Source organism: Maridesulfovibrio pacificus (SeqCode) (assembly GCF_048612815.1).
GTDB classification, from domain to species: domain Bacteria; phylum Desulfobacterota; class Desulfovibrionia; order Desulfovibrionales; family Desulfovibrionaceae; genus Maridesulfovibrio; species Maridesulfovibrio pacificus.
The window spans coordinates 1,529,001-1,551,590 of sequence record NZ_JBLZNE010000001.1; the positions used below are offsets into that span (position 1 = coordinate 1,529,001).

Below are 22,590 nucleotides of genomic sequence, written 5' to 3' on the forward strand. Positions count from 1 at the left end.
CTTCACCGCCCGATTTAATTAGTGGTCACCAAGGTGCTTGAAAGCAACCTTGAGGTGGTCAACCCAGATATCCAGAACCTGCGGGAATTCGGCTGTCCCCTTGAGTACGGGAACGCACTTATAGCCCAGCTTGGACAATTCGGATTTCCATGAGTCAGCTTCATCACCAGCCATATCGTTACGGGCATGGTCACCGGCAACAGACATGTAGGGCATGAGATAGACTTTCTTAGCCTTGCTCTTCTTGAGCAAAACTTTCACATCATCAAGAGAAGGAGCACCTTCAACAGTGCCTACAAAAATCTTGGGATCAACTTTGGAGAAGTAATCCTGAGAAGCGGGATAGTAGATGTTGGCAGCATGGTGGGTGCCATGCCCCATCAGCACAACAGCATCCTTGGCCTTACGATCCTTGGGGATGTTGGCGATAATGGCTTTTACGGTACGCTGCATGTCTTCGTCAGAATAAAGAAGCGGCTTACCAACAGTCACTTTGGTCATGCCTTTAGGCATACCTTCGAACCTTTTTACAGTGTCGTAGATACCTTCAAATTCTTCACCGGGGATGGTGTGCAGGGACTGCACTGCCACATGAGTAAAACCTTCATCCATCATTCTGGTCATGGCCATTACCGGAGAATCAACTCCACGGCCTTCTTTAGACAGAATGTTCCTGATAATCGCGGAAGAATATGCCCAACGCACAGGCACGCCGGGAAAAGTCTCTTTCACAGCCTTATCAATGGCATCAAATGCAGGCTTGGTTTCAGGCATGCTGGAACCGAAAGCTGCAATCAAAATACCTTTTTTAACAGGCTTTGCATCGCCATGTCCGGCCATGGCAAATGAAGGGATTAACAGAAAACAAACCAGAAGAAATGCGGGGATGAACTTGAATTTGTCCCCAAAACGGTACTGCATAACAGTCTCCTCAAATTTGGGGGGCTTAAAAATAGCGGCACCGCACACATAAAATTGCGCAGTGATTTCTGACAGGTAAAAGCCCCGTTATCCGTCAGAATGATCGTGATTTGCACCCGGGCAGGTCTTCCGACTCGTCCCATTTCACCCGGCCTTCCCGAAAATTTATTCAGTGGCACACAGGACCGGATTTATTCCGGCCACACGGGGTAAAACCGTTAAGGACTCACGGCGGCGGGTCCGTTCCCGACTTTAACGGGATTCCCTATTAAGCTCGTGAGAGCGCCTCAGGCAAAAGCTAAATATGATTGTTCACTTAGTATGTCAATATCAGCGTACAGCTAGCGGCCCATCACCGATTCCGGGCCAGATGCGGATCATCCCAAGCAAAGCGCGCAGTGTGGTCCATAATCCGGCCACAATCCAAATCCAAAACAACATCTGCTGCGGATGAATCCAATCTACCACAAAAAGAACCGTCGCACTCATCAATACTGCCGTAAGCATGGCATTACGCAGATAGCGAAAATCTCCTGTTCCCAGATGAATTCCGTCCGTGGCAAAAGAAAGCGCATTAATGGGCTGCAGGAATGTAACCGCCAGCCATGCCGGTCCAAAAACCGCAGCAGCTTCTTCCGGTACCAGCAACCAGGCCACAGGCTCTTGACCCAGATACATACCGATAGTCAGCAACACACCGGTCCCAAAACTCCATTTGCAAACCAGAGAGGCAACTTTACGCGCTGTAGCCCGATCAGCACGGCCCACAAAATAGCCTACCAGCGACTGCCCGCTGATGGCGAAAGCATCCAGAAAAAGGGCCAGAAAAACGAAGAACTGGCGAATAGCCTGATGCGCGGCCCCGGATTCCGCTCCGGCTTTGGTGGCAAAGCGGGTACAAAGCAGCAGGAACAGACAAACGCAGCCAGTGCGAACGAACATATCTCCGCCGATAACAAAAAGCCTGCGGGCATCCGCAAGGCTGAATCCGGTATTAAAGCCGTAATGCTTGCGCACTACCAGCACAGCCCAGACCGCTCCGATCCACTGGCTGATGGCACTTGCCAGCGCAGCACCACCGACTCCCATAACCGGAAACGGCCCCTTGCCGAAAACAAGGCACCAATCCAGTACAACGTTGATGGCATTCATACCCAGCGCAATCCACAGCGGAGAGCGCATATCCTGATAACCGCGCAAAGATCCAAAACAGGAAAGCACCACCAGTACCGCCGGAGCCCCCAGCAGACGGTAGCTCATATAATCCACGGCCAGATCGCGGACAGCACCTTCACCGCCCATCAATCCGGAAATGCTCCCTAAAAATGGAAAGACTGCAAGCATCAACACCAGCCCAATTACGGCAGAAAGGCCCGCCGCCATCCAGCCAAGGGATGAAGCTCTTTCCAGATCGCCCTTACCAAGGGCATGCGAAACCTCGGTCTGGGTGCCGATTCCAAGAAACCCGAAAACCCAGAATACGGACGAGAAGACAATGGTCCCGATACCAAGTGCAGACAACGCTTCAGGTCCTAACTTGGCAACAAATGCAGTATCCACCAGACCGGTCAAAGGCTCAGCGACCATAGAGAAAAGAACCGGAATTGCCAGTGTCAGCAATGTCCGGTTCGGTTTAATTTCAAATGGATGTTGTTTCTTTGTCATTACTTTTTAATATTCTCTTCAAACCAAGCTTCAAAAAGATCCATTGCTCGTTTGCCATACAGTTCCTTGCGGACGCGCTTAGGTGCACGTTTTTTAAGTGCAGGCATAAGTCCGAACTGAACGTTGGAAGGCTGAAAATTCTTCTTGGCTTCGCGCAGATGCCCGAGCAGTGCTCCCATGGAAGTTTCCGGCGGAGGTGCGGGAAGTTCGTTGCCCTTGGACTGCTCGGCGAGCATACGCCCTACCCAGAGACCACAGGCTGCGGATTCAAGGTAGCCTTCAACCCCGGTAATCTGTCCGGCAAGATGAATACGCGGGTCAGCTTTGAGGGCCAGCTTTTCGTCCAGAACTTCAGGGGCATTGACGTAAGTGTTACGGTGAATGGAGCCCATGCGCAGGAATTCAACATCTTCAAGACCGGGAATCATACGAAAAATGCGTTTCTGTTCCGGGTACTTGAGCTTGGTCTGGAAGCCAACAAGGTTGAAGGCGGTCTTATCCTTGTTTTCTGCACGAAGCTGAACCACAGCGTAAGCCTGCTCTTCAGTACGAGGATCAATAAGACCTACGGGCTTGAGCGGTCCAAAAGAGAGGGTCTGTTCGCCACGGTCAGCCATTTCTTCAATGGGCAGACAGCCTTCGAAATGGATTTCCTTCTCGAATTCGCGGGGAACAACGCGCTCGCCTTCTTTCAGTTCCTTAATGAAAGAGTAATACTGCTCCTCGGTCATGGGACAGTTCAGATAGTCATCATCTTCAGGCTTGTAGCGGGATCCGAAAAAAGCCACATCCATGTTAACGGAATCACGGCTCACGATAGGCGCGATGGCATCATAAAAGTAAAGACGCTGTTCGCCGATTTTTGCGATCAAGCTCTCGGTCAGCCCTTCAGAAGCCAGCGGCCCTGCGCAAACAATTATTTTGGAAAAGTCAGCAAGTTCAGGATCATCAAGGGATGCAATTTCCTTACGGACTACGGTGATGAATTCATTCTGCTCGATTTCTTCAGTGACCAGCTTGGAGAATACCTCACGATCCACAGCCAAGGCGGAACCTGCGGGAACACGGGCCTGCATTGCAGCTTTCATGAGTACGGAATCAAGAGCTTCCATTTCCTTCTTGAGAACGCCGATAGCAGTATTCAGCTCGCCGGAACGCAAAGAGTTGGAACAGACCAATTCAGCCAGACCGGGCAGATGATGGGCCTCGGAATATTTATCGGGCTTCATTTCATAAAGAACAACCTGAATTTCAGCCTTTGCCAGCTGCATTGCACATTCACACCCAGCCAGTCCGCCACCGATTACAGCAATTTTATCCACGTATATTACTCCAAAGTCGATTGTATTTTTCAGTTATCTCAATTAATAAATGATAGATGTGTTTCGCGATCCTGCAAAATTATATCTAACTCACCATTTATGACCGCACCAATCTTAAAAATCAAGAATCTGACCACATCTTTCGCCACTCCGGGCGGAATCATTAAAGCTGTGGATAATGCCAGTCTGGACTTAGGGCAAGGAGAAACTTTAGCCATTGTCGGTGAATCCGGCTGCGGAAAGACCGTCCTATCCCTCTCGGTAATGGGCCTTATCCCAGATCCTCCGGGACGAATCACCGCAGGACAAGTGCTCTATCGCGATCAAGACCTTGTACAACTATCTGAACGGGAAATGCAAAAAGTCCGCGGCAACAAACTTTCAATGGTTTTTCAGGAACCCATGACATCGCTCAACCCGGTTTTCAAAATCGGAGACCAAATCGGCGAAACTCTGCGGTTGCACAAAGGGATGGATAAACATCAGGCCGCCGAAGCAGCAGTGGAAGCCCTCAAGCTGGTCGGAATTCCTAATCCCCATAAACGGATCAGCAACTTTCCGCATGAACTGAGCGGAGGGATGCGTCAGCGGGTCATGATCGCCATGGCGCTGGTCTGCTCACCGGAAATCCTGATTGCCGACGAACCAACCACCGCACTGGATGTGACCATCCAATCCCAGATTCTACGACTGCTGGATAACCTTAAGAACAAAATGAACGGCTCGCTCATGCTCATTACCCACGATCTCGGAGTGGTAGCACGGGTAGCCACCCGGGTTGCGGTTATGTATGCCGGACAGATTGTGGAATCCGCGTCCATCTCGGATACTTTTAAGGAACCTCTTCATCCATACACACAGGGACTGCTTAATTCAGTGCCACGGCTTGGCTGCCGCACTGCACTGACTCCCATTCCCGGTAACGTCCCTGCCCTGCTGGACTTGCCAAAGGGATGCCGTTTCCATCCCCGATGTGACCGGGCTTTTGATCTTTGCCGGGAGCAGGAACCTCAACTTTTAAATAAAGACGGCAGACAGGTGCGCTGCTGGCTGCATACATAGCATAATGAATGAAAACATACTGGAAATAAAAGATATTAAACGCCACTATCCCGTCAGTAACGGACTTTTCTCCCTGTCCAAATCTACGGTGAAAGCTGTTAACGGCATTACCCTTGAAGTAAAAAAAGGAGAAACCCTCGGTCTTGTAGGCGAATCAGGATGCGGCAAATCCACCCTTGCCCGATTACTCACCGGGCTGGAAAAGCCGGATCAGGGCAGCATAAATTTCAAAGGCCGCAGGCTTGACGAATGGACCGCAACTGAGCGCAGTACCATGCTTCAAATGGTCTTTCAGGACCCGTACTCTTCGCTCAATCCCCGCCAGAGAATCGGAAAGATTATATCCGAGTCCATGCGCATCCATAAATCAGGTAGCAAGGATGAAATCCAGCAACGGGTCGAAGAATTGCTGGTACAGGTAGGATTAAGACCTGAACACCACAAACGTTACCCCCACGAATTTTCCGGCGGCCAGCGCCAACGTGTGGCAATCGCACGGGCCATTGCCATGAACCCGGACCTGATCATCTGTGATGAACCAGTATCCGCGCTGGATGTGTCAGTGCAGGCGCAGGTCCTCAACCTGCTAAAATCAATTCAGCGGGAATTCGGCCTGAGTTATGTTTTCATTTCCCACGACCTTTCGGTAGTCAGCCACATCAGTGACCGGGTGGCGGTCATGTATCTTGGGCAGCTCATGGAGATTGCTACAGCCGAAGAGCTTTATCACAATCCCCAGCACCCATACACCCAAATCCTCCTCGAGGCTGTCCCGGTTCCTGATCCGGCAGTTCAAGGGGAAGATGTAATCATAACGGGTGATATGCCCAGCCCTATATCACCACCTACAGGCTGCCCCTTTCATACCCGCTGCCCCAAGGCCATGGATATCTGCTCGCAGACCCAGCCGGAGCTGAAAGAAACTGCAAGCGCACACAAAGTTTCCTGCCACCTGTATTAAAGAACAAAGGCCGGAGCATTTGCCCCGGCCTTTCGTATTAAATTTATATCACTTGCAGTTACTTGGAATTAGAACGTTCATTATAAGCTTTTGCCAGTCCGCCAGTTGAAGTTTCGCGGTAAAGGCTTGGCAGGTCATGTCCTGTTTTCTTCATAACTTCCACGACTTCATCAAAAGGAATGCGATGAGAGCCATCGGAAAGAATGGACATCTGAGCACGTGCAAGCGCACGGGTGGAAGCGCAGGCATTACGTTCAATGCAAGGGATCTGCACCAATCCGTCCACGGGATCACAGGTCAGGCCCAAGTGATGCTCAAGACCCATTTCCGCAGCATATTCAATCTGGCGCAATGTTCCGCCCATAAGCTGTGTTGCTGCAGCTGAAGCCATAGCACATGCAGAACCGACCTCACCCTGACAGCCGACTTCTGCCCCGGAAATGGATGCATTAGTCTTAATAACATTGCCGAACAGTCCGGCAGTAGCCAGTGCACGGAGCAGATCATTCTCTTTAAGATGCTCCTGAGTATCTTTAAGATAGCGTAAAGTTGCCGGAACAATACCGCATGATCCGCAAGTAGGAGCAGTTACGATTTCACCACCGCCTGCATTTTCTTCGGAAACAGCAAGGGCATAGGCAGTGGTCATACCGGTCAGCTGCATATCAGGACCGGCGTGTTTAGTGCGGCGATAATAAGATTTAGCCTGCCTGCGAAGTCCGATAGACCCGGGCAATACGCCCTCGGCTTCAAGACCGCGCTCAAGAGAAGCTTCCATTACTTCCCAAACTCCTCGCAGAAAATCCCAAATTTCAGGACCTTCACACTGTTCTACATATTCCCAGTAGGTAATACCCTTGTCTTCACAGTGAGCCATAATCTCAGTAATAGTGATCAAACCGTAGACGGGATCTGCGCTGGATGATGCAGCACCTTCTTCACGGATGGCCCCACCACCGACACTGTAAACTTTCCAAATATCGATTACAGCACCGGAACTATCCAAAGCTTCAAACTGCATTCCATTCGGATGCTCTGGCATTTTCTCTTCAGCTTTCCAGATCAGCTCAGTTTTATCATCACCAAGAACACTAAGAATCGCCCAGTCGGTAAGGTGCCCCTTACCTGTAGCGGCAAGACTTTCAAAAAGCGTTACCCTGAATCGAGATGCATCAGAATGTTTCTCCAGAAACCTTTCCGCAGCCATACGCGGTCCCATTGTATGACTTGAAGAAGGGCCCACTCCAATACGGTACAACTCTCTTAAAGACTCCATCTCTCCTGCCGCCTTGTAAAAATTTATAATTCATCCCCTGAAAACGCATTGTGTTTACCACAATCAGAAACGCTTATATTACGCAATAGCTAAAATTGACAACCAAAAAATACTGATTACGTGATCAATAGACCGTCAAACAGATTAAAAAGGATACAATTCATATAGTTCAACGAAAACAGACCTTAAAATACATGGTTATCATAAAACACGATACCCAAAAAAAAGCCCCCGGTCATGAGACCGAAGGCTTATACTACATAAAAGCAGAGATCGTTAATCAATCAACCCCTCAGGCAGGGTCTCAACAAATCTCCTGATTTCATCGCGGACTTTCCGAAAACTATCAAGCTGCTCTTCATTAGAACCGCCCCGCTCCGCGATTTCTTTTGCCATTTTCGGCGGGTCATCAAAGCCGACATGAACAACTTTGCTGCCGCCGGGAAAATAGGGACAAGTCTCATGGGCATGATTGCAGACAGTGACCACGATATCAATGGGAACATCTCTAAGTTCATCAATATGGGTAGATTTATGCCCGGAAATATCAACCCCTGCTTCAGCCATAACCTTGACAGCCGATGGATTAAGCCCATGTGTTTCAATGCCCGCAGAATAAGCATTGATTTGATCTGATTTCAAATGTCGAGCCCATCCCTCAGCCATCTGGCTTCGGCAGGAATTGCCTGTACACAAAAACAAAAGATTTATCTTGTTGTTCATTCTTTCACCTGTTTGGATATTTTGCCAAAGAGGAAAACTCAATAAAAAACCATTCCATTTGAGTCAAGCGGACATAAAAGTTGTAACTAAATTGGCACAATCCGAATTACTATTCGCGCATACGAGCCTGTTTTCTTATATAATGAGGCAATCTGATCTTCCATCGATCCAACTCATATTGACTGAAAACAAACTCTCCCTGAGCCGGAATAACGGGAGAAATAGAAGTAACAGGAGTGCCGCCAAGAATCTTCATTACGATCTCACCGGCAGCACGCCCTTGCACCTCACCACTTAAGACCATTCCCCCAACGGCCTTATCTTTACCCACACTCATTTCCCAGAATGCAAAAACAGGAACCGGAGAATTTTCTGAAGTCCATGTCAATACTTCCTCCCCATCAACATTGATCCCTTCATCAAAAAGACTATGGTATAAACCAATCACAATAGCGTCATATCCATTTTTGCCGGAGTTTATCACGGCCTTACTCCATTTGCCGTAATCTGAATAAGAATTTACATCCGCCTTAATTCCACTAATCTCCATGCTCTGTTGATCATGAAACACAGACGACCTGAAAACTTCCGAAGTAGTTCCCTTATCAAGCAAAATCAAAACTTTCTTGCTGTTAAAAAGAATCAATTCCTTTAAATATCTTATTGTTCTCTTATAAAGAGGACGCTCAAGCACTCCGGTAACATTTCCCCCCAACGGGCCATAATTACGGGGGTTATTGTTAATACCCATATAAACTACAGGAGTATCAGTTTTTAAAAATCGCTGTTCAAGAAGCATCAGGGCGTTATCATCTGAAATCACGACAACGTCCGGCTTGACTTCCAAATAATATTGCCATGCTAAATCAGCCTTTTCCTGATACCGAGACGGAGCAACCCGCTTGGTATCCATCTGAAAATTATATAACTCAACCTGATCCTTAAATATGGACTCAAGTCCAGCTCTTTGCTCCTGATCCCATGCATATCCATCATGATAACTCTCAATATAAAGAACCTTGGGCTTCGCATGCGCAGTAGCAGCACAAATGAACATTAAGATCATCATAAGTGCACTGATTTGTTTTAACATACCGCTCCCGGACTAAAACACATAATTGTTTCCATTAATTAACAACCCAGACGGTGCACCCTACAGCAGACTGAACAACTTTAGTTGAAACGGAACCGAACAGGAACTCCTCCGCTTTGCTAACTCCGCGCCTCCCGATGACAATAGTTCCATACTCGCCTTCTTCACGGATACGCAAAATATCCATTCCTATGCTGCGTCCGATAGAACAGATGTCTGTTTCATGAAACGGAGATTTGCAACTGGCAAAGTACTCTATTTTGACTTCTTCAGGATTTACTCCCATTGACACGAGATTCTTCTCGGCCTCTGCCAATTTCACCATCATAGCCTGTTCATTTTCGCCGCACTGTTTTTCCCAGGCCGCGTCATCGGGAAAAATATCTTTATCCGGCAGTCTTTCAACATATAGCAGTACGATTTCTTCACCTGAACAATTACGGGCAATATTCCCGACATATTCCACCGCCTTGAATGAATTTTCAGAACCGTCAAAGGCAATCAGCATCTTCATGGCTTTCATAATGATTTCCCCTCTGCAGATTTAAACTGCACAATTCTGCCTACAAATTACGTATTTCCTTCAAACTGTTATTCATATCCAGCATCAATTCATCAACACTCTCATAAAAAACTGAGCTGGAAGATGAAAAATGCATGAGTATATTATTTAATGACTGAGGAATGTAATCATAAATTTTTTTCAAATTTACGACGCGATTCCCGATAACCACCGAATAGTCCCCCGGAGCTATGGATGAAAGCATAGACGGATCAATGTTATGATCCTTCATGGTCTGCGGTATTATATTAGCTTTTCCCGCCAGGTAAATGAGGATACTTCCAAGTCCGAAGACATCAAGGCCAAATGGATTTTCATAAAGTTCAAAAGCGTAATCGAAATCTATCCACCTGTAATCTCCGGTATCATACTCGACCCAGAGATGATCACGACGAATATCACCGTGCTTTTCATCATTATCGTGCAAAAACTTAATGGCTTCACAGGCCCCGATATACTTCTCCAAAATATCCGGAAAATGCTCATGAAAATACGTTTTATGATCCACCGGGATATTATGTACCCAGACATCAAGGCGCTTACCGCGGATAATATCCAGCACCCGCACATTATTTCCCGCAGAGTCCTCTGCCGAATATCCCTGCATGAAACGCATATCGCCCTTAACCAATTCAAGAATACGCGCTTCCTTACGCGGACTTCGAAAACACTCAATCTTGAACGGCCCGATATTCATGGGAAATTTTTCATAAAACGCCAGCTTCAAAATCTGGGGCTGCTTATCTTCCAGCCGCTTGCATCTCTTGACCCAATACTTGGGATCATCAAGACCAAACCTGCGTTCCATTTCATTTTTAGAGACAAGAAAATGCTCATTACCAAGCTGGATAACATCACTGAAATCAATATTCATGAATTCAGAGGTATCAGTATACAGTTTCCCGAAACGGGAGCTGCTGTAGTCAGGCAGATGCGTCTTGATCAGATCCCGGACTTCCTTGCTCATATCCACTCCCACGATTCAAGCTGTTAGGCTAAATCCACTTCTGTCCTTACTGTGAATTTAACACACCACCATCAGTAATGAAAGGAAAACAGAAAATAGAAGAGGATGATTATTCAGAAGCAACGGGAATTTATGGGACTCCGCCCCTTGCCTGTTATCCATTTGTACTTTAAGTTGTATGATTCAGATAAACACTTCAACCACAACATTCTCAACAGAGGATTTCTTGAACGAAAAACACTATTCACTGGATGAATTGGGCTGGAAGGACTGCTTCAAGGACCAATTGGATACTGATGACTTTGAAATGATTCCCGCTCGGGTTACAATGACTCACAAGGGACATCTGGTTGTCTCCACCGGACATTCCGAACTACTGCTGAAAATAGCAGGCAAAGGCATAGGCAGCTTAAACGAACAACCCACGGTAGGTGACTGGCTGCTTATGGACCGCGAAACCATGGTCCCGGTAAAAATTCTTGAACGCACCAGCTTGCTTCAACGCATGGCTCCCGGTCAGGAAGTTAAGTTACAACCCATTGCCGCCAATATCGATACACTTTTCATTGTCTCCTCCTGCAATACCGAGTTCAACCTGAACCGCATTGAGCGCTACATCTGTCTGGCCCTAGAGGCCGGGGTAAATTTCGTGCTTGTGCTGACTAAGGAAGACCTTACAGAAGAAGCGCAGGAATACCGCGAGCAAGCCAAACATCTTTTCGAATCCATGCCGATTGTGACTATTAACGGCAAGGACCCGCAAAGCGTGCAGAGTCTTCAGAAATGGTTCAAACCCGGTGAAACAGTGGCCCTGCTCGGCTCGTCCGGTGTGGGCAAAACAACTTTGCTCAACACCATAAACGGCACCGAAAAAGAAAAAACCGGAGCCATCCGCCACGGGGACGACAAGGGCCGCCACACAACAACCACCCGCTCATTACATGTAATGCCAAGCGGTGCCCTGCTTATTGACGTCCCCGGCATTCGCGAGTTGCAACTGCATGACTGCCATGCCGGTATTGACCGGGCCTTCAGTGAAATTGTGGAAGCCGAAGAAATGTGCCGCTTTTCCGATTGCAGCCATGAACGTGAACCGGGCTGCGGAGTACGCGATGCACTTGAGAGCGAGACTATCACCCGGCGCAGGCTTGAAAATTATCTGAAATTAAAAGAAGAAGCCGAAAAAAATACTACAGAGATTGCAGAACGGGCCAAACGGAAATCCGGAAAGAAGAAAATGTATTCTCGCAAATGGAAAAAATGAAACCAAAAGGGCAACCAATCAGGTTGCCCTTTCGCTATCCAAACAAAAACACTGTGTTTAAGACAATACTTCCCGCAAGGCCTCATCTGCATCGGGAAAATTAAACGTGAATCCGGCAGAAATCAGTTTTACAGGCATTACAAATTGTCCGCTCAAAAGAACCTCCTCAGCCATTTGGCCAAGAACAAGCTTGAGCACAAAACCGGGAGCACGAAACCAGACCCGTTTACCAAGTACACTGCCGAGAGTGTCAGCAAACTTATTAAAGGTCAGTGGACGAATGGAGCTGAGATTGAAAATGCCCTTGCATTTCTCATTTTCAATCAGAAAAATAATGGCCCGGACTTCATCTTTAATATGAATCCACGATACTCCCTGATGCCCTGCACCAAGATAACTGCCCAATCCCGCCTTAAAAGGACCTACCATCTTAGCCAGCGCACCGCCGTTTCCAAGAACCATAGCCGTACGGATAATTGCCCGCCTCACCCCGTGATCTTCAACCGAAGCTGTGCTCGCTTCCCATTTTTCAACTACATCGGAAAGAAACAGGCTACCTTTTGAAGACTCTTCATTCACAGGCTCTGGCCCGCAATCACCATAGTATCCAATGGCAGAACCCTGAATGACAACTTTCGGCTTATTCTGCACCTTTGCAACAGCTTCACTTACCGCTTCGCCTGCATCTACACGGCTACCAAGAATGGATTTTTTCTTAGCTGCAGACCAGCGCCCGGAAGCGATATTGTCTCCGGCAAGATTAACTATGGCATCCGCACCGTCTGCATATTCCAGCCAACCAGCTGAAGTTTTACCATCCCAGACAACGTTACGAACTCCGGAAATTTCAGAAGGACGACTGGAACGGGTCAAACAAATAACCTGATAGCCCTTTGCAACTAATTCCTGACTTAACCTTTTTCCGATAAATCCGGTTCCACCGGTAATCACGACTCGCATGGTTCCTCCTTGCCGAAATCAGCACAATCCATCTAATATGAAGCACTCTTCTGTAATATTATTAATAAACCATCTCCAACTATTTTTGTCCAGAATTACAAAGAATACTTCCCCTTAAAAACAAAAATCCCGGACAGCAAAAGCTGTCCGGGATATAATAAAACAGAGTTGCAGCAATAAAGCTAGGCAGCTTTAAGAGCTCTGCTGATAAAATTCAAGATTTCCTTATAAAGACTGGGAGGACTGTACGGAGTAAGCAGATTGGTCCTAACCGCACCAACAAGGTTACACTGTACAACCGCTGCTGTTTCCGAGACAGGCAGATTGGGGATGGAACCGTCCCGAACACCTCGGGCAACACAGTTTTCAAGCAGGACTGGAATCTGGACAAACTTATGAACCATTGCGTCCCGATCTTCCCCGGTTTTCAAATCACTGTACGGTGAACATCTGATCAGCACCAGAAAATCCTCATCAGGATCAACGGAAAATTCAAGATAGCGACGGGCAAATCTATATACGGCATCGAAACCGTTCTCTGCCTGCACCACTTCATCCTGCAAAGCGAGGGTCAAACGTTCAGCAACGTCAAAGCCAGCCGCACGGAAAAGCTTTTCCTTGTTCCCATAATGATGAGAAAGCAATCCCACTGCAACACCGGCACGGTCTGCGATCTTCTTGAATGTAGTACCACTATATCCAAGTTCCCCGAAAAGCTCTTTAGCCGCCTTTAAAACTGTATCCTTTTTGGTCATTATAAAGTCTCGTTATTTCAATTTGTTGAAATTTATCGACACAGAAAAATCTTTACACGTAAAATCAAGTAAAGGTCAACTCAGAAAGTGAACACACCCCTAGCAACAACTTTAAGTATTTAATCCCTATTCTCCAAAATACTTACCACTAACCTTTGCCAGAAAGAACAAAAGCCCCTCCGGTGGGGGAGGGGCCTATGCTTTAAGGAATGGAAACGGAAGGTGTTTTACTAAGCTGATCTATAAAAACCTGACATCCGAAACATGTCCGCACGTCATGGGTTTTTATCTTGATCAATGCCGATGTCCATCAGACTCGGGGAGAGATGCGGGCTTCCCCCCGTGTTGTGTCAAAGTAACTCTTACAATTTGCTGCTGCGGTTGAATCGTCATCCAACTTTATCAGGTGAAGCTTTCAAACTTTCTCCCTAAGACCCCTACAGTCGCCGGAAGCAGGAAACTTACTAAACCTGAAGGCTACATCAGCCTCTTGCAGACATCTACCCTGAACTCGTTTTCAGAGCGACATCAACTGAAAACAGTATCTACGTTCAGTTATGCGTCCTGTCAACATTTTTTTTAGAACTTTTTGATTTTCCAATCAGCTTTTCATATAACTGTCTGTTTTATTGGTATTTTTTAAAATAAATATTGACTAAGACAGCTCTCTACATTCATAATTAATGACATAATATACTGAAAAAACACCACTGATCGAACATTCAATCAGCCTTAAGCTGACAATTTCGTCCATAAATATTTCCGCTTGTTGCAGCAACTGCCCGCTTCAAGTATTATCCTCTAAACATCCATAGAAGGAGAACAGACATGATTTTTACCAAGATATTAATTCCCGTTGACGATTCCAAACACTCTGAAAATGCTATCAGCTATGGAGCTTCCCTCGCGGAAATGTCTGGCGGCAAGCTTATTGTTCTTCACTGCCACCGCCCTGTTCCTACCGGACTCGGTGAACCAAATTTCCAAAAGGCCATCGACGATGCAACCCGTGAATCCTACGCAATCCTTGAACAAAAGACCGCCCCCCTGAAAGACAGGGACATCAATCATGAAGAAAAAATAATCGGCGGGTCCATAGCAAAATCAATCAAGACTGTTGCAGATACAGAAAAATGCGACCTGATTATTATGGGCTCAAAAGGAAAGTCTGATCTTGAAGGACTGGTTGTCGGCAGCGTAACCCATAAAGTCCTGCACACTGCCGAGATCCCTGTTCTGGTCATTAAGTAGGCAGGCGGAAAAATTCAACGAAACTACAATCTATAATTAAAATGAGATTGTAATTAAAACTATTTTCAATTAAGTATTTCAAAAAAATATTCGTGTAATTTTATTATTCCCAGCATACGGAGAGTTTAATGCGGCTTTTGACACGATCAGACTTTGACGGCCTTGCCTGCGCTGTCCTGCTCAAAGAAATTGGAATCATGGATAACTGGATGTTTGTCCATCCCAAGGATGTTCAGGACGGACGCTACCCCGGTGACCCCAACGACATCGTTGCCAACGTTCCTTATATCGAAGGTTGCGGATACTGGTTTGACCACCACTCCAGTGAGGACGAACGCCTCAATATGAAACTGGACTACAAGGGAATGTCTAAACCGGCCAAAAGTGCAGCCCGTGTCATCTGGGAATACTTCGGCGGTCATGAAAAGTTCGCTGATAAATTCGATGAAATGCTCCACTATGTAGATAAAGTGGACAGCGGAGACATCACTGCCGAGGAAGTAGCCAACCCCAAAGGCTGGATACTGCTCGGCTTTATTATGGACCCGCGCACCGGACTTGGTAGATACAGACACTTCAACGTCAGCAACTACCAGTTAATGGAACACCTCATCGACTACTGCCGAGAATTACCTATCGATGAAATTCTCAATCTGCCCGATGTCAAAGAACGCGTAGACCTTTATTTTGAAAGGGACAAACAGTTCCGTGGAATGCTGAAAGACCGGACAGAGATGTTCGGCAATGTCGCTATTCTCGACCTGCGTGAACAGGAAGAAATCTACCCCGGCAACAGATTCACCCTCTACTCCATGTTCCCGGAATGCAACATAAGCATCCAGATCATTTGGGGCAAAATGAAGCAGAACACCGTATTTTCCGTAGGTCACAGCATCCTTAACCGCACCAGCAAAGTCGATGTAGGTAGCGTAATGCTTCAATTCGGCGGCGGCGGACACAAGCAGGTCGGAACCTGTCAGGTACCCCATGATGAAGCCGATGCTGTTCTCGGCCAGATGGTCGCTATGTTCATGGATAAGAAATAACCATCAGGAACCTGATCGCTGCGATCAGGTTCTTTTTTCGGTATATTGTTTATCTAAGATTGACATGAATACAAAAAAGTCAATACAAGATAAACATGAAACAACCTTTTATCGAAATATTCGCACCTGAGGCCGCAAACAAAATTGAACTGCCGTTGCTCCTATCAGAGGTAATCGCAGGATTCCCCTCCCCTGCTGACGACTACATTGATAAAAAGATGGATCTCAATGAGCACCTGATCAGTAACAAGGCGGCAACATTTCTCATCCGGGCCTACGGGGACTCCATGATCGATGCCAATATCAAAGAGGGGGACATACTTGTTGTCGACCGCTCCATGGACGCTCATAACAACTCCATCATCATAGCCACCTTCAACGGAGAGCTCACTGTAAAACGGATCAAGCAAAGAGAAGGAAGGCTCTTCCTTATCCCGGAAAATCCGGACTACCCTCTGCTGGAAATAACCGAAGAGACTTCTTTTGAAGTTTGGGGAGTCGTAACCTACATCATCCACAAGGCTGTGTAATGAGAATCTTTGCACTGGTGGATTGCAACAATTTCTATGTTTCCTGTGAAAGACTCTTCCGACCGGAAATCAAACACCGTCCGGTTGTGGTTCTTTCTAATAATGATGGCTGTGTAATTTCCCGGTCACAGGAGGCAAAAGACATAGGCGTGCCCATGGGTGCCCCGGCATATAAATATCAATCATTTTTTCTACAGAATCATGTTGAGATATTTTCATCTAATTACGCTCTTTACGGCGACCTCTCGCAACGAGTGACTGCTACCTTAGCTTCCCTCACTCCAGACCTTGAGGTCTACTCCATCGACGAATCTTTCCTTGAATTTCCGCCCTGCATGCTTCGCGAACTACCATCTATCGGCAAAGAGATCAGAACCAGAATTCTCAAATGGACCGGAATCCCGGTCTCTGTCGGATTTGGCTCCACCAAAACTCTGGCCAAGATTGCCAGCCGATTTGCCAAAAAGTATCCACAAACAGAAGGAACTTTCAGTCTTTGCGCCAGAAATGATCTGGACCGCCTGCTGGACAAAGTTCCGGTAACTGATGTCTGGGGCATAGGCAGACGGCACGGGAAAAGATTAATCACGCGAGGAGTAGGTACAGCCAGAGCCTTTAAAGACCTTCCGAACCTCTGGCTTAAAAAAAACATGTCCATTACCGGATTGCATACGGCCTTTGAACTGCGCGGAACCCCCTGCTTTGAATTGGACAATTCACCGAAGTCCAAAAAAACTATTTCCTCATCCCGTTCTTTCGGACGCCCTGTTTCGAACCTGTCCGACCTTGAAGAATCCGTTGCAGCCTATGTTGCCCGGGCCGGGGAAAAACTGCGAGAGCAGCAATCCCTCACCAACGGAGTCATGGTTTACCTGACCACCAACCGTTTCAACAATCTGCCACAATACTCCAACTCCGCCACCCGCATGCTGCCCATTGCCACGGACTACACCCCGGAACTGATCAACACCGGACTGCAATGCATCCGTTCCATATATAAGGAAGGATTCAGCTATAAAAAGACAGGGGTAGTTCTGCTCGACCTTTGTGGAAAGTACAACCGCCAGTGCAATTTACTGGAACTGGATCACAAAGCCGAATCAACCAAGAAAGAAGCAATTATGGACCTCCTTGACTCAGCTAACACGCGTTTCGGCAGACGCACCCTGAGCTATGCTTCCGAAGGCCTCGAACAACCGTGGCAGATGAACAGGAAGCATAAATCCCCCGCCTACACTACCAACTGGGACGAACTGCCAAAGATTGGCTAGACACCAGAAATCAAGGAACGACAATGATTCCTGAACGGAGAACAAATCTTCAGCTTCCCGAAAATTCGAAAATGTTCTCCCGATCCTGCTTGCCCATTCGAAAACTTTAGGGCATTAAACGAAGTGAAAGTAAAACTCAAAAGCCCGTAGTTGGGAACAAACAGAATTACTGTCTACAAAACTATGAATAAAACATTTACCAGCATCAGGACCAAGGCTACCTTGATCGGACTGCCCCTGATCATCGCAGCCCTGCTTACCGGCTGCGGCACAAAAAACGAAGCCGCAGGGCTCCATCAGACAGGAACCGTCGCCTTCATGCTTAACAAGGACAAGGCTGCCTCTGTCTACTTTGAAAAGGCAATCGATGCCAATCCGGAATACGGTCCCAGCTACATCATGCTCGGCGACTGCTACCTCCGTGAAGGCAAATACAAAGAAGCTGTTGAAGTCATCAGCAAAGGACTCAACCTTGAACTGGATCAGGGCCACATCAGGCTTGCCCACAGGAAACTGGCACGGGCCTACAAAGAGCTCGGAAATTCAGACAAGGCACTTGAGCACATAACAATCTATACCCGCATGTCTGTCTGGCAGGAGAAATTCACTCCGCAGAAAATCTCTGAAACAGAAACTTTTGTCGCGGACTTAAATCTCCCGGATGAGCAAAAGAAACTTGCGGTAGACAAAATTATGGAAGAATCCACAAAAGCAAAAGCCGGACCTGCTACTGAAGAAAGTCAGGAAGAAGAAACCGACATTCTAAACATGATCAGCTTTGGGCTTATTTAGTTTTTTGCGCAAGAGCACCTTAAATCCCGCATTTTATAGTATAAGATGCGGGATTTTCTTTTTAAAAGTATTAATGACTGAGCATATTCGTAATTTGACGAAATGCACGTGTTTGTTTTATCAGGGCAAGCTGAAATGAATTCTGGCGGAGTTCATGATTAAAAAAACTGAAGCAGTCCTTTAAGGTCAACTTTCAACAAAACCACCAACCTAACTCCGCTTACTGGTTATAATTTTGTCCTAAAAATCAGAGCGGGCCCTATTATACCTACGTAAGTGTTAGTTATATTTAACTTGACAGAAGCCTTATTTGGCTTAAAACGGTTGCGTATTTTTTTGAAAAAAAAGTTTTAACAAACATAATATAGAATTAACCAGAAAGACTCAGGAGAGTCATTTTGAATCCCAAAACAGATAAAGTACTTATTGCTAACCGAGGCGAGATCGCTGTGCGTATCATGCAGGCATGTAAAGATCTCGGACTCAGTTTTGTCAGCGTATACACGGCAGAGGACAAGGATTCCGGGCACGTAACCCTCGCAAGGCAGCTCGGAGGCGAAGAAGCGATCTACATGATCAGATCCTACAACGATGCAGGAGATATCCTCTCTGTTGCAGATGAAACCATGTGTACCGCTGTACACCCGGGCTACGGCTTCTTCTCTGAAAACTTTCGTTTTGCCCGCAGGGTAACCGAAAGGGATCGTCCCATGACCTTCATCGGGCCTTCCTGGTGGGTAATTCGCGACCTCGGTGACAAAATCAACACCAAACGTCTGGCTAGAAAGCTCGACGTTCCCACCATCCCCGGCTCTGACAGAGCTATTTACGATGAACTGGAAGCGGAAGAAATCGCATCCAACCTGTTTAAATTTCAGGCAGAACAGGGTGTACGTAATCCCGTTGTTCTCGTAAAGGCTTCCGCAGGCGGCGGTGGTATGGGTATTGACGAAGTTTACTCCATCGAGGAATTCCGTCAGGTGTACCGCCGTATCAGAAACTACTCCCTGCGTACCTTCAACGACGAAGGCGTACTTATCGAGCAGCGGATCTTCGACTTCAACCATATTGAAGTTCAGATAGTTTCCGAACGCTCCGGCAAAAAACACGTTCACTTCGGCACCCGTAACTGCTCCGTGCAGAGCCCGGGCCGCCAGAAAAGAATTGAGGTTGCCCCCGGATTCTGCCCCGACAGCATAGCCTACTCTTTTGATGCTAAAAAAGTTCTCAAAGACGTTGTGGAACACTCCCTGAGCATGGCCCGTGAAATCAACTATGACAACGTGGGAACATGGGAATGGATTGTAACCCCCAAAGGTGACCCCTTTCTCATGGAAGTAAACACACGTATTCAGGTTGAAAACGGTGTTTCCGCCGCCATTTCACGCATCAAGGGCAACCCGGACGTAAACCTGATCAAAGAACAGATCAGACTCGCCCTCGGGGATGAACTGGGCTACACTCAGGACGACATCACCTTCGAAGGTGTGGGAATCGAATACAGAATTATTGCCGAAGACACAGACGACAAATTCGCTCCGTGGGCAGGCGAAATCGAGAACCTCCGCTGGGATGACCATGATTGGCTCAGAATGCACACCCACATCCCCAAAGAACTGCCCTACCAGATTCCCACAGAATTTGACCCCAACCTGGCTCTGGCCATCATCTGGGGCAAGGACCTTGAGGAATCCAAGAAACGCGGACTCGAATTCCTTGATGAATTCGTTCTGGAAGGCAAGGACAGAAAGGAAGTTTCCCTGAAGTCCAACCTTAAGTTTCTGGCCAAGAAAACAACAAACATACTGGAATTCTAATAATACATTATGGATATTGAAAAGAAACTGGACGGGTTGGTCAAGAGAGTCCAGTATGCGCGTGACATTCTCGGTGATGCCGAGGACAGACGCCTTACTGCATTCGCAAACAAGCTTGATGCCTTCCTTGAAACCAGCATAAATAAGACTCAGGAAGAACTGTGGGACAAGCTCAACACTTACGATGAGAGCCTCGCAGTACTGGAAAAAGACATCGACAAAACCCTGTCCGCCATGGACAAGGTCCGTATCGTACGTCATTCCGAAAGAATCTGCCTCGAAGACATCCTTGAGAACGTCTACGACAACTACACTGTCGTAGGTGGTAAGGATGACATGAGCATTGACCCCGGCATGGTTATCGCCCGTGCCTACATCACCCGCCGCGTGGGCAAAAAAGTCCACAACCAGCCGGTTATGGTCGTAGGTCAGGAAAAAGGCCACGGTCAGGAATTCCGTAACGGCGGCTGCATCAAGCCGTGGGGTAATGCCAACGCCCTGCGCTACATGAAAGTTGCTGCACGTGAGAATATTCCCATTCACACCTACGTATTCACCCCCGGCTCCTATCCGGTGGAAGATTACCCCGGTGCAGCTCAGCAGATCGCGGAAAACATCTATGAAATGTGCGGCCTTGATGTGCCCGTCATTTCCGTTATTTCCGAAGGCGGCTCCGGCGGTGCGGAAGCAATCGCCATGGCCGATAAGCGCCTCATGCTTTCCCACGGTTACTATTCCGTTATCTCCCCCGAAGGTGCAGCTGCAATTGAAGGCCGTATCCGCGGCGGAGAACGTGCTCCTTCCGAGCTGATCGAAACTTGCGCCAAGTCCCAGTGCATCACTGCGGATGACAACCTGCGTTTCGGTTACATCGACGGAATCATCCGTGAACCCGCACTTGGTGCGCGTCCCGAACATTTTGATTTCTACAAGATGGTCCGCTCTGAAGTAATTCGGGCTACCGATGAAGTGGTTCTGAGCGTTAAAGGCCTGCGCCTGTTCAGTAAGGCCGCCATCAAGAACCGCAATAAAAAAGATCTCACCGACGAATCCGTATTCGTCCGCTGGCAGATCAGCCCCAACGCCAAAGACAGGCTGCTCTGGAAGCGTTACAAAAAATACCGCCGCATGGCACAGGATGCTTTCGACGACAAACGTTCCTTCCTTGAAAAGCTCAACTCCGCAAAAGTTGATGCCATGGCTGCAGCGTACTCCACAGTTCGCTACGACATGATCAGGAAGTACCAGTCCAAGATTCAGGCCCTTGCAGATGAAGCCAAGGACGAAATGCATGTTGTGACCAACAAATTCGACAAGCTCAAGCACATGCTCCTCGGCAAGATGGGCGCAAGCACCAAGAGCGTGTCTGAAGTTGAAGCGGCCCTGACCAAGCTTTCCGTTGATGCGGAACCGGATATTCCGCCGTCTGATTACCGTCACTACATCAGCCCCCGCGCCAGCGAAGACAAGGAAATCACCTGTCCCAACGCTGAGAAGAACGGCTGCCTCGAAATCTGGTCCCGCGACCTTTTCGATGAATTCGCCGGAGTATGCCCCACCTGCGGACACCATTTCCCTATGGAATACCGCTGGTACATGGCTAACCTCTTCGACTGGGGCACAGTGCGTGAATTCAACAAATCCATCTGCTCAGCCAACCCCACCGGCTTCCCTAACTTTCAGGAAAGGCTGGACGGCGCAAAAGCAAAAACCGGACTGCAGTCCGGCTGCATCACCTTTGAAGGTGCCATCAAGCACACCAAGGTGACCTGCGCTACCCTCGTAGCCCCCTTCCGTGGCGGTTCCGTAGGTGCAGCAGAAGGTGAAAAATTCATCCGCGCCCTTGAGCTGGCCGGTAAGAAGCGTTACCCCTTCCTCGCATACGTTCACGGTACTGCCGGTATCCGTATTCAGGAAGGAACCAACGGTCTTATCCAGATGCCGCGTGTAACCATGGCTGTACGCCGCTACATCGAGTCCGGCGGACTCTACATTGTTCTTTACGATACCAACTCCTACGCCGGTCCGGTGGCAAGTTTCCTCGGATGCTCCCCTTACCAGTACGCTGTGCGCTCTTCACGCGTCGGTTTCGCCGGTCCTGGTGTTATCAAGGAAACCACCGGTATGGACATCCCGCCGGATTACCATTCCGCATACAACGCGCTTTCCAGAGGTCACATTCAGGACATCTGGGATCGCCGCGACATCCGCCGCAACCTGCATCAGGCATTCCTGACCGTAGGTGGCCGCAACCTCTATTACAGATAGAGCCACTACACTCTATTCCTCATACCCCAAACACCCCCTGTTCCTTATGGAGCAGGGGGTGTTCTAGTTTGTAGCTGTCATAAA

At 47.8% G+C, this 22,590-nt stretch carries 20 protein-coding genes and 1 riboswitch; of the genes, 10 read left to right on the forward strand and 10 right to left on the reverse strand.

Annotation, left to right across the window (positions count from 1 at the left end):
• Positions 1–18: 18 nt before the first annotated feature.
• The 3 genes from ACNI23_RS07145 to trmFO all read right to left on the reverse strand — a co-directional run bounded on the left by ACNI23_RS07145 (position 19) and on the right by trmFO (position 3,908).
• A complete protein-coding gene (locus ACNI23_RS07145) occupies positions 19–921 on the reverse strand; it encodes a sirohydrochlorin cobaltochelatase (protein ID WP_420247511.1) in 903 nt (300 codons plus the stop codon).
• Between the two features lie 102 nt (positions 922–1,023).
• Positions 1,024–1,226, reverse strand: a riboswitch (cobalamin riboswitch).
• Between the two features lie 25 nt (positions 1,227–1,251).
• Entirely contained in the window at positions 1,252–2,586 is a 1,335-nt protein-coding gene (locus ACNI23_RS07150) for an MATE family efflux transporter (RefSeq protein ID WP_420247512.1), read from the reverse strand.
• Positions 2,586–3,908, reverse strand: coding sequence for a methylenetetrahydrofolate--tRNA-(uracil(54)-C(5))-methyltransferase (FADH(2)-oxidizing) TrmFO (gene trmFO / locus ACNI23_RS07155; RefSeq protein ID WP_420247513.1), 1,323 nt, complete (start codon positions 3,906–3,908; stop codon positions 2,586–2,588). The genes ACNI23_RS07150 and trmFO overlap by 1 nt, the downstream gene beginning before the upstream one ends.
• 99 nt (positions 3,909–4,007) lie before the next feature.
• Between trmFO and ACNI23_RS07160 the strand changes: the two genes are divergently transcribed.
• The gene (locus ACNI23_RS07160) at positions 4,008–4,970 is read left to right on the forward strand and encodes an ABC transporter ATP-binding protein (RefSeq protein WP_420247514.1); all 963 of its coding nucleotides are present in this window, start codon (positions 4,008–4,010) and stop codon (positions 4,968–4,970) included.
• 4 nt (positions 4,971–4,974) lie between these two features.
• Positions 4,975–5,931: an ABC transporter ATP-binding protein gene (locus ACNI23_RS07165; RefSeq protein ID WP_490722699.1), complete on the forward strand. Its 957-nt coding sequence runs from the start codon at positions 4,975–4,977 to the stop codon at positions 5,929–5,931.
• Positions 5,932–5,989: 58 nt separating this feature from the next.
• Here ACNI23_RS07165 and ACNI23_RS07170 read toward each other — a convergent pair whose 3' ends face one another.
• From ACNI23_RS07170 to ACNI23_RS07190, 5 genes are all read right to left on the reverse strand, one after another.
• Complete coding sequence (locus tag ACNI23_RS07170) at positions 5,990–7,207, reverse strand: L-serine ammonia-lyase (protein ID WP_420247516.1); 1,218 nt, start codon at positions 7,205–7,207, stop codon at positions 5,990–5,992.
• A gap of 276 nt (positions 7,208–7,483) precedes the next feature.
• Positions 7,484–7,930, reverse strand: a complete 447-nt coding sequence (locus ACNI23_RS07175) for an arsenate reductase ArsC (protein WP_420247518.1) — start codon at positions 7,928–7,930, stop codon at positions 7,484–7,486.
• Positions 7,931–8,039: 109 nt separating this feature from the next.
• On the reverse strand, positions 8,040–9,023 hold the full coding sequence (locus ACNI23_RS07180) for an ABC transporter substrate-binding protein (protein WP_420247520.1): 984 nt from the start codon (positions 9,021–9,023) through the stop codon (positions 8,040–8,042).
• Positions 9,024–9,057: 34 nt separating this feature from the next.
• Positions 9,058–9,546, reverse strand: a complete 489-nt coding sequence (locus ACNI23_RS07185; RefSeq protein ID WP_420247521.1) for a universal stress protein — start codon at positions 9,544–9,546, stop codon at positions 9,058–9,060.
• Positions 9,547–9,586: 40 nt separating this feature from the next.
• On the reverse strand, positions 9,587–10,552 hold the full coding sequence (locus ACNI23_RS07190; RefSeq protein WP_420247522.1) for a serine/threonine protein kinase: 966 nt from the start codon (positions 10,550–10,552) through the stop codon (positions 9,587–9,589).
• A 226-nt stretch (positions 10,553–10,778) separates the two neighbouring features.
• On the opposite strand from ACNI23_RS07190, the gene rsgA reads away from it, so the two are divergent.
• Positions 10,779–11,816, forward strand: a complete 1,038-nt coding sequence (gene rsgA / locus ACNI23_RS07195) for a ribosome small subunit-dependent GTPase A (protein WP_420247523.1) — start codon at positions 10,779–10,781, stop codon at positions 11,814–11,816.
• 57 nt (positions 11,817–11,873) lie between these two features.
• Here the strand turns inward: rsgA and ACNI23_RS07200 are convergent, their stop codons facing one another.
• Together ACNI23_RS07200 and ACNI23_RS07205 are read right to left on the reverse strand one after the other, a co-directional pair.
• Positions 11,874–12,776: a TIGR01777 family oxidoreductase gene (locus ACNI23_RS07200; protein WP_420247524.1), complete on the reverse strand. Its 903-nt coding sequence runs from the start codon at positions 12,774–12,776 to the stop codon at positions 11,874–11,876.
• 182 nt (positions 12,777–12,958) lie between these two features.
• Positions 12,959–13,531 carry a TetR/AcrR family transcriptional regulator gene (locus ACNI23_RS07205; protein ID WP_015852193.1) on the reverse strand — a complete coding sequence of 191 codons (573 nt, stop codon included), beginning with the start codon at positions 13,529–13,531 and terminating at the stop codon, positions 12,959–12,961.
• 828 nt (positions 13,532–14,359) lie between these two features.
• Between ACNI23_RS07205 and ACNI23_RS07210 the strand changes: the two genes are divergently transcribed.
• From ACNI23_RS07210 to ACNI23_RS07240, 7 genes are all read left to right on the forward strand, one after another.
• On the forward strand, positions 14,360–14,782 hold the full coding sequence (locus ACNI23_RS07210; RefSeq protein ID WP_420247526.1) for a universal stress protein: 423 nt from the start codon (positions 14,360–14,362) through the stop codon (positions 14,780–14,782).
• A gap of 128 nt (positions 14,783–14,910) precedes the next feature.
• Positions 14,911–15,828 carry an exopolyphosphatase gene (locus ACNI23_RS07215; RefSeq protein ID WP_420247527.1) on the forward strand — a complete coding sequence of 306 codons (918 nt, stop codon included), beginning with the start codon at positions 14,911–14,913 and terminating at the stop codon, positions 15,826–15,828.
• Positions 15,829–15,923: 95 nt separating this feature from the next.
• Entirely contained in the window at positions 15,924–16,358 is a 435-nt protein-coding gene (locus tag ACNI23_RS07220) for a LexA family protein (protein ID WP_420247528.1), read from the forward strand.
• On the forward strand, positions 16,358–17,629 hold the full coding sequence (locus ACNI23_RS07225) for a Y-family DNA polymerase (RefSeq protein WP_420247530.1): 1,272 nt from the start codon (positions 16,358–16,360) through the stop codon (positions 17,627–17,629). Before ACNI23_RS07220 ends, ACNI23_RS07225 begins: the two co-directional genes overlap by 1 nt.
• 183 nt (positions 17,630–17,812) lie before the next feature.
• The gene (locus ACNI23_RS07230; RefSeq protein WP_420247531.1) at positions 17,813–18,421 is read left to right on the forward strand and encodes a tetratricopeptide repeat protein; all 609 of its coding nucleotides are present in this window, start codon (positions 17,813–17,815) and stop codon (positions 18,419–18,421) included.
• Positions 18,422–18,819: 398 nt separating this feature from the next.
• Entirely contained in the window at positions 18,820–20,238 is a 1,419-nt protein-coding gene (locus tag ACNI23_RS07235) for a biotin carboxylase N-terminal domain-containing protein (RefSeq protein WP_420247532.1), read from the forward strand.
• A 9-nt stretch (positions 20,239–20,247) separates the two neighbouring features.
• Entirely contained in the window at positions 20,248–22,506 is a 2,259-nt protein-coding gene (locus ACNI23_RS07240) for a carboxyl transferase domain-containing protein (protein ID WP_420247533.1), read from the forward strand.
• Positions 22,507–22,590: the final 84 nt, after the last annotated feature.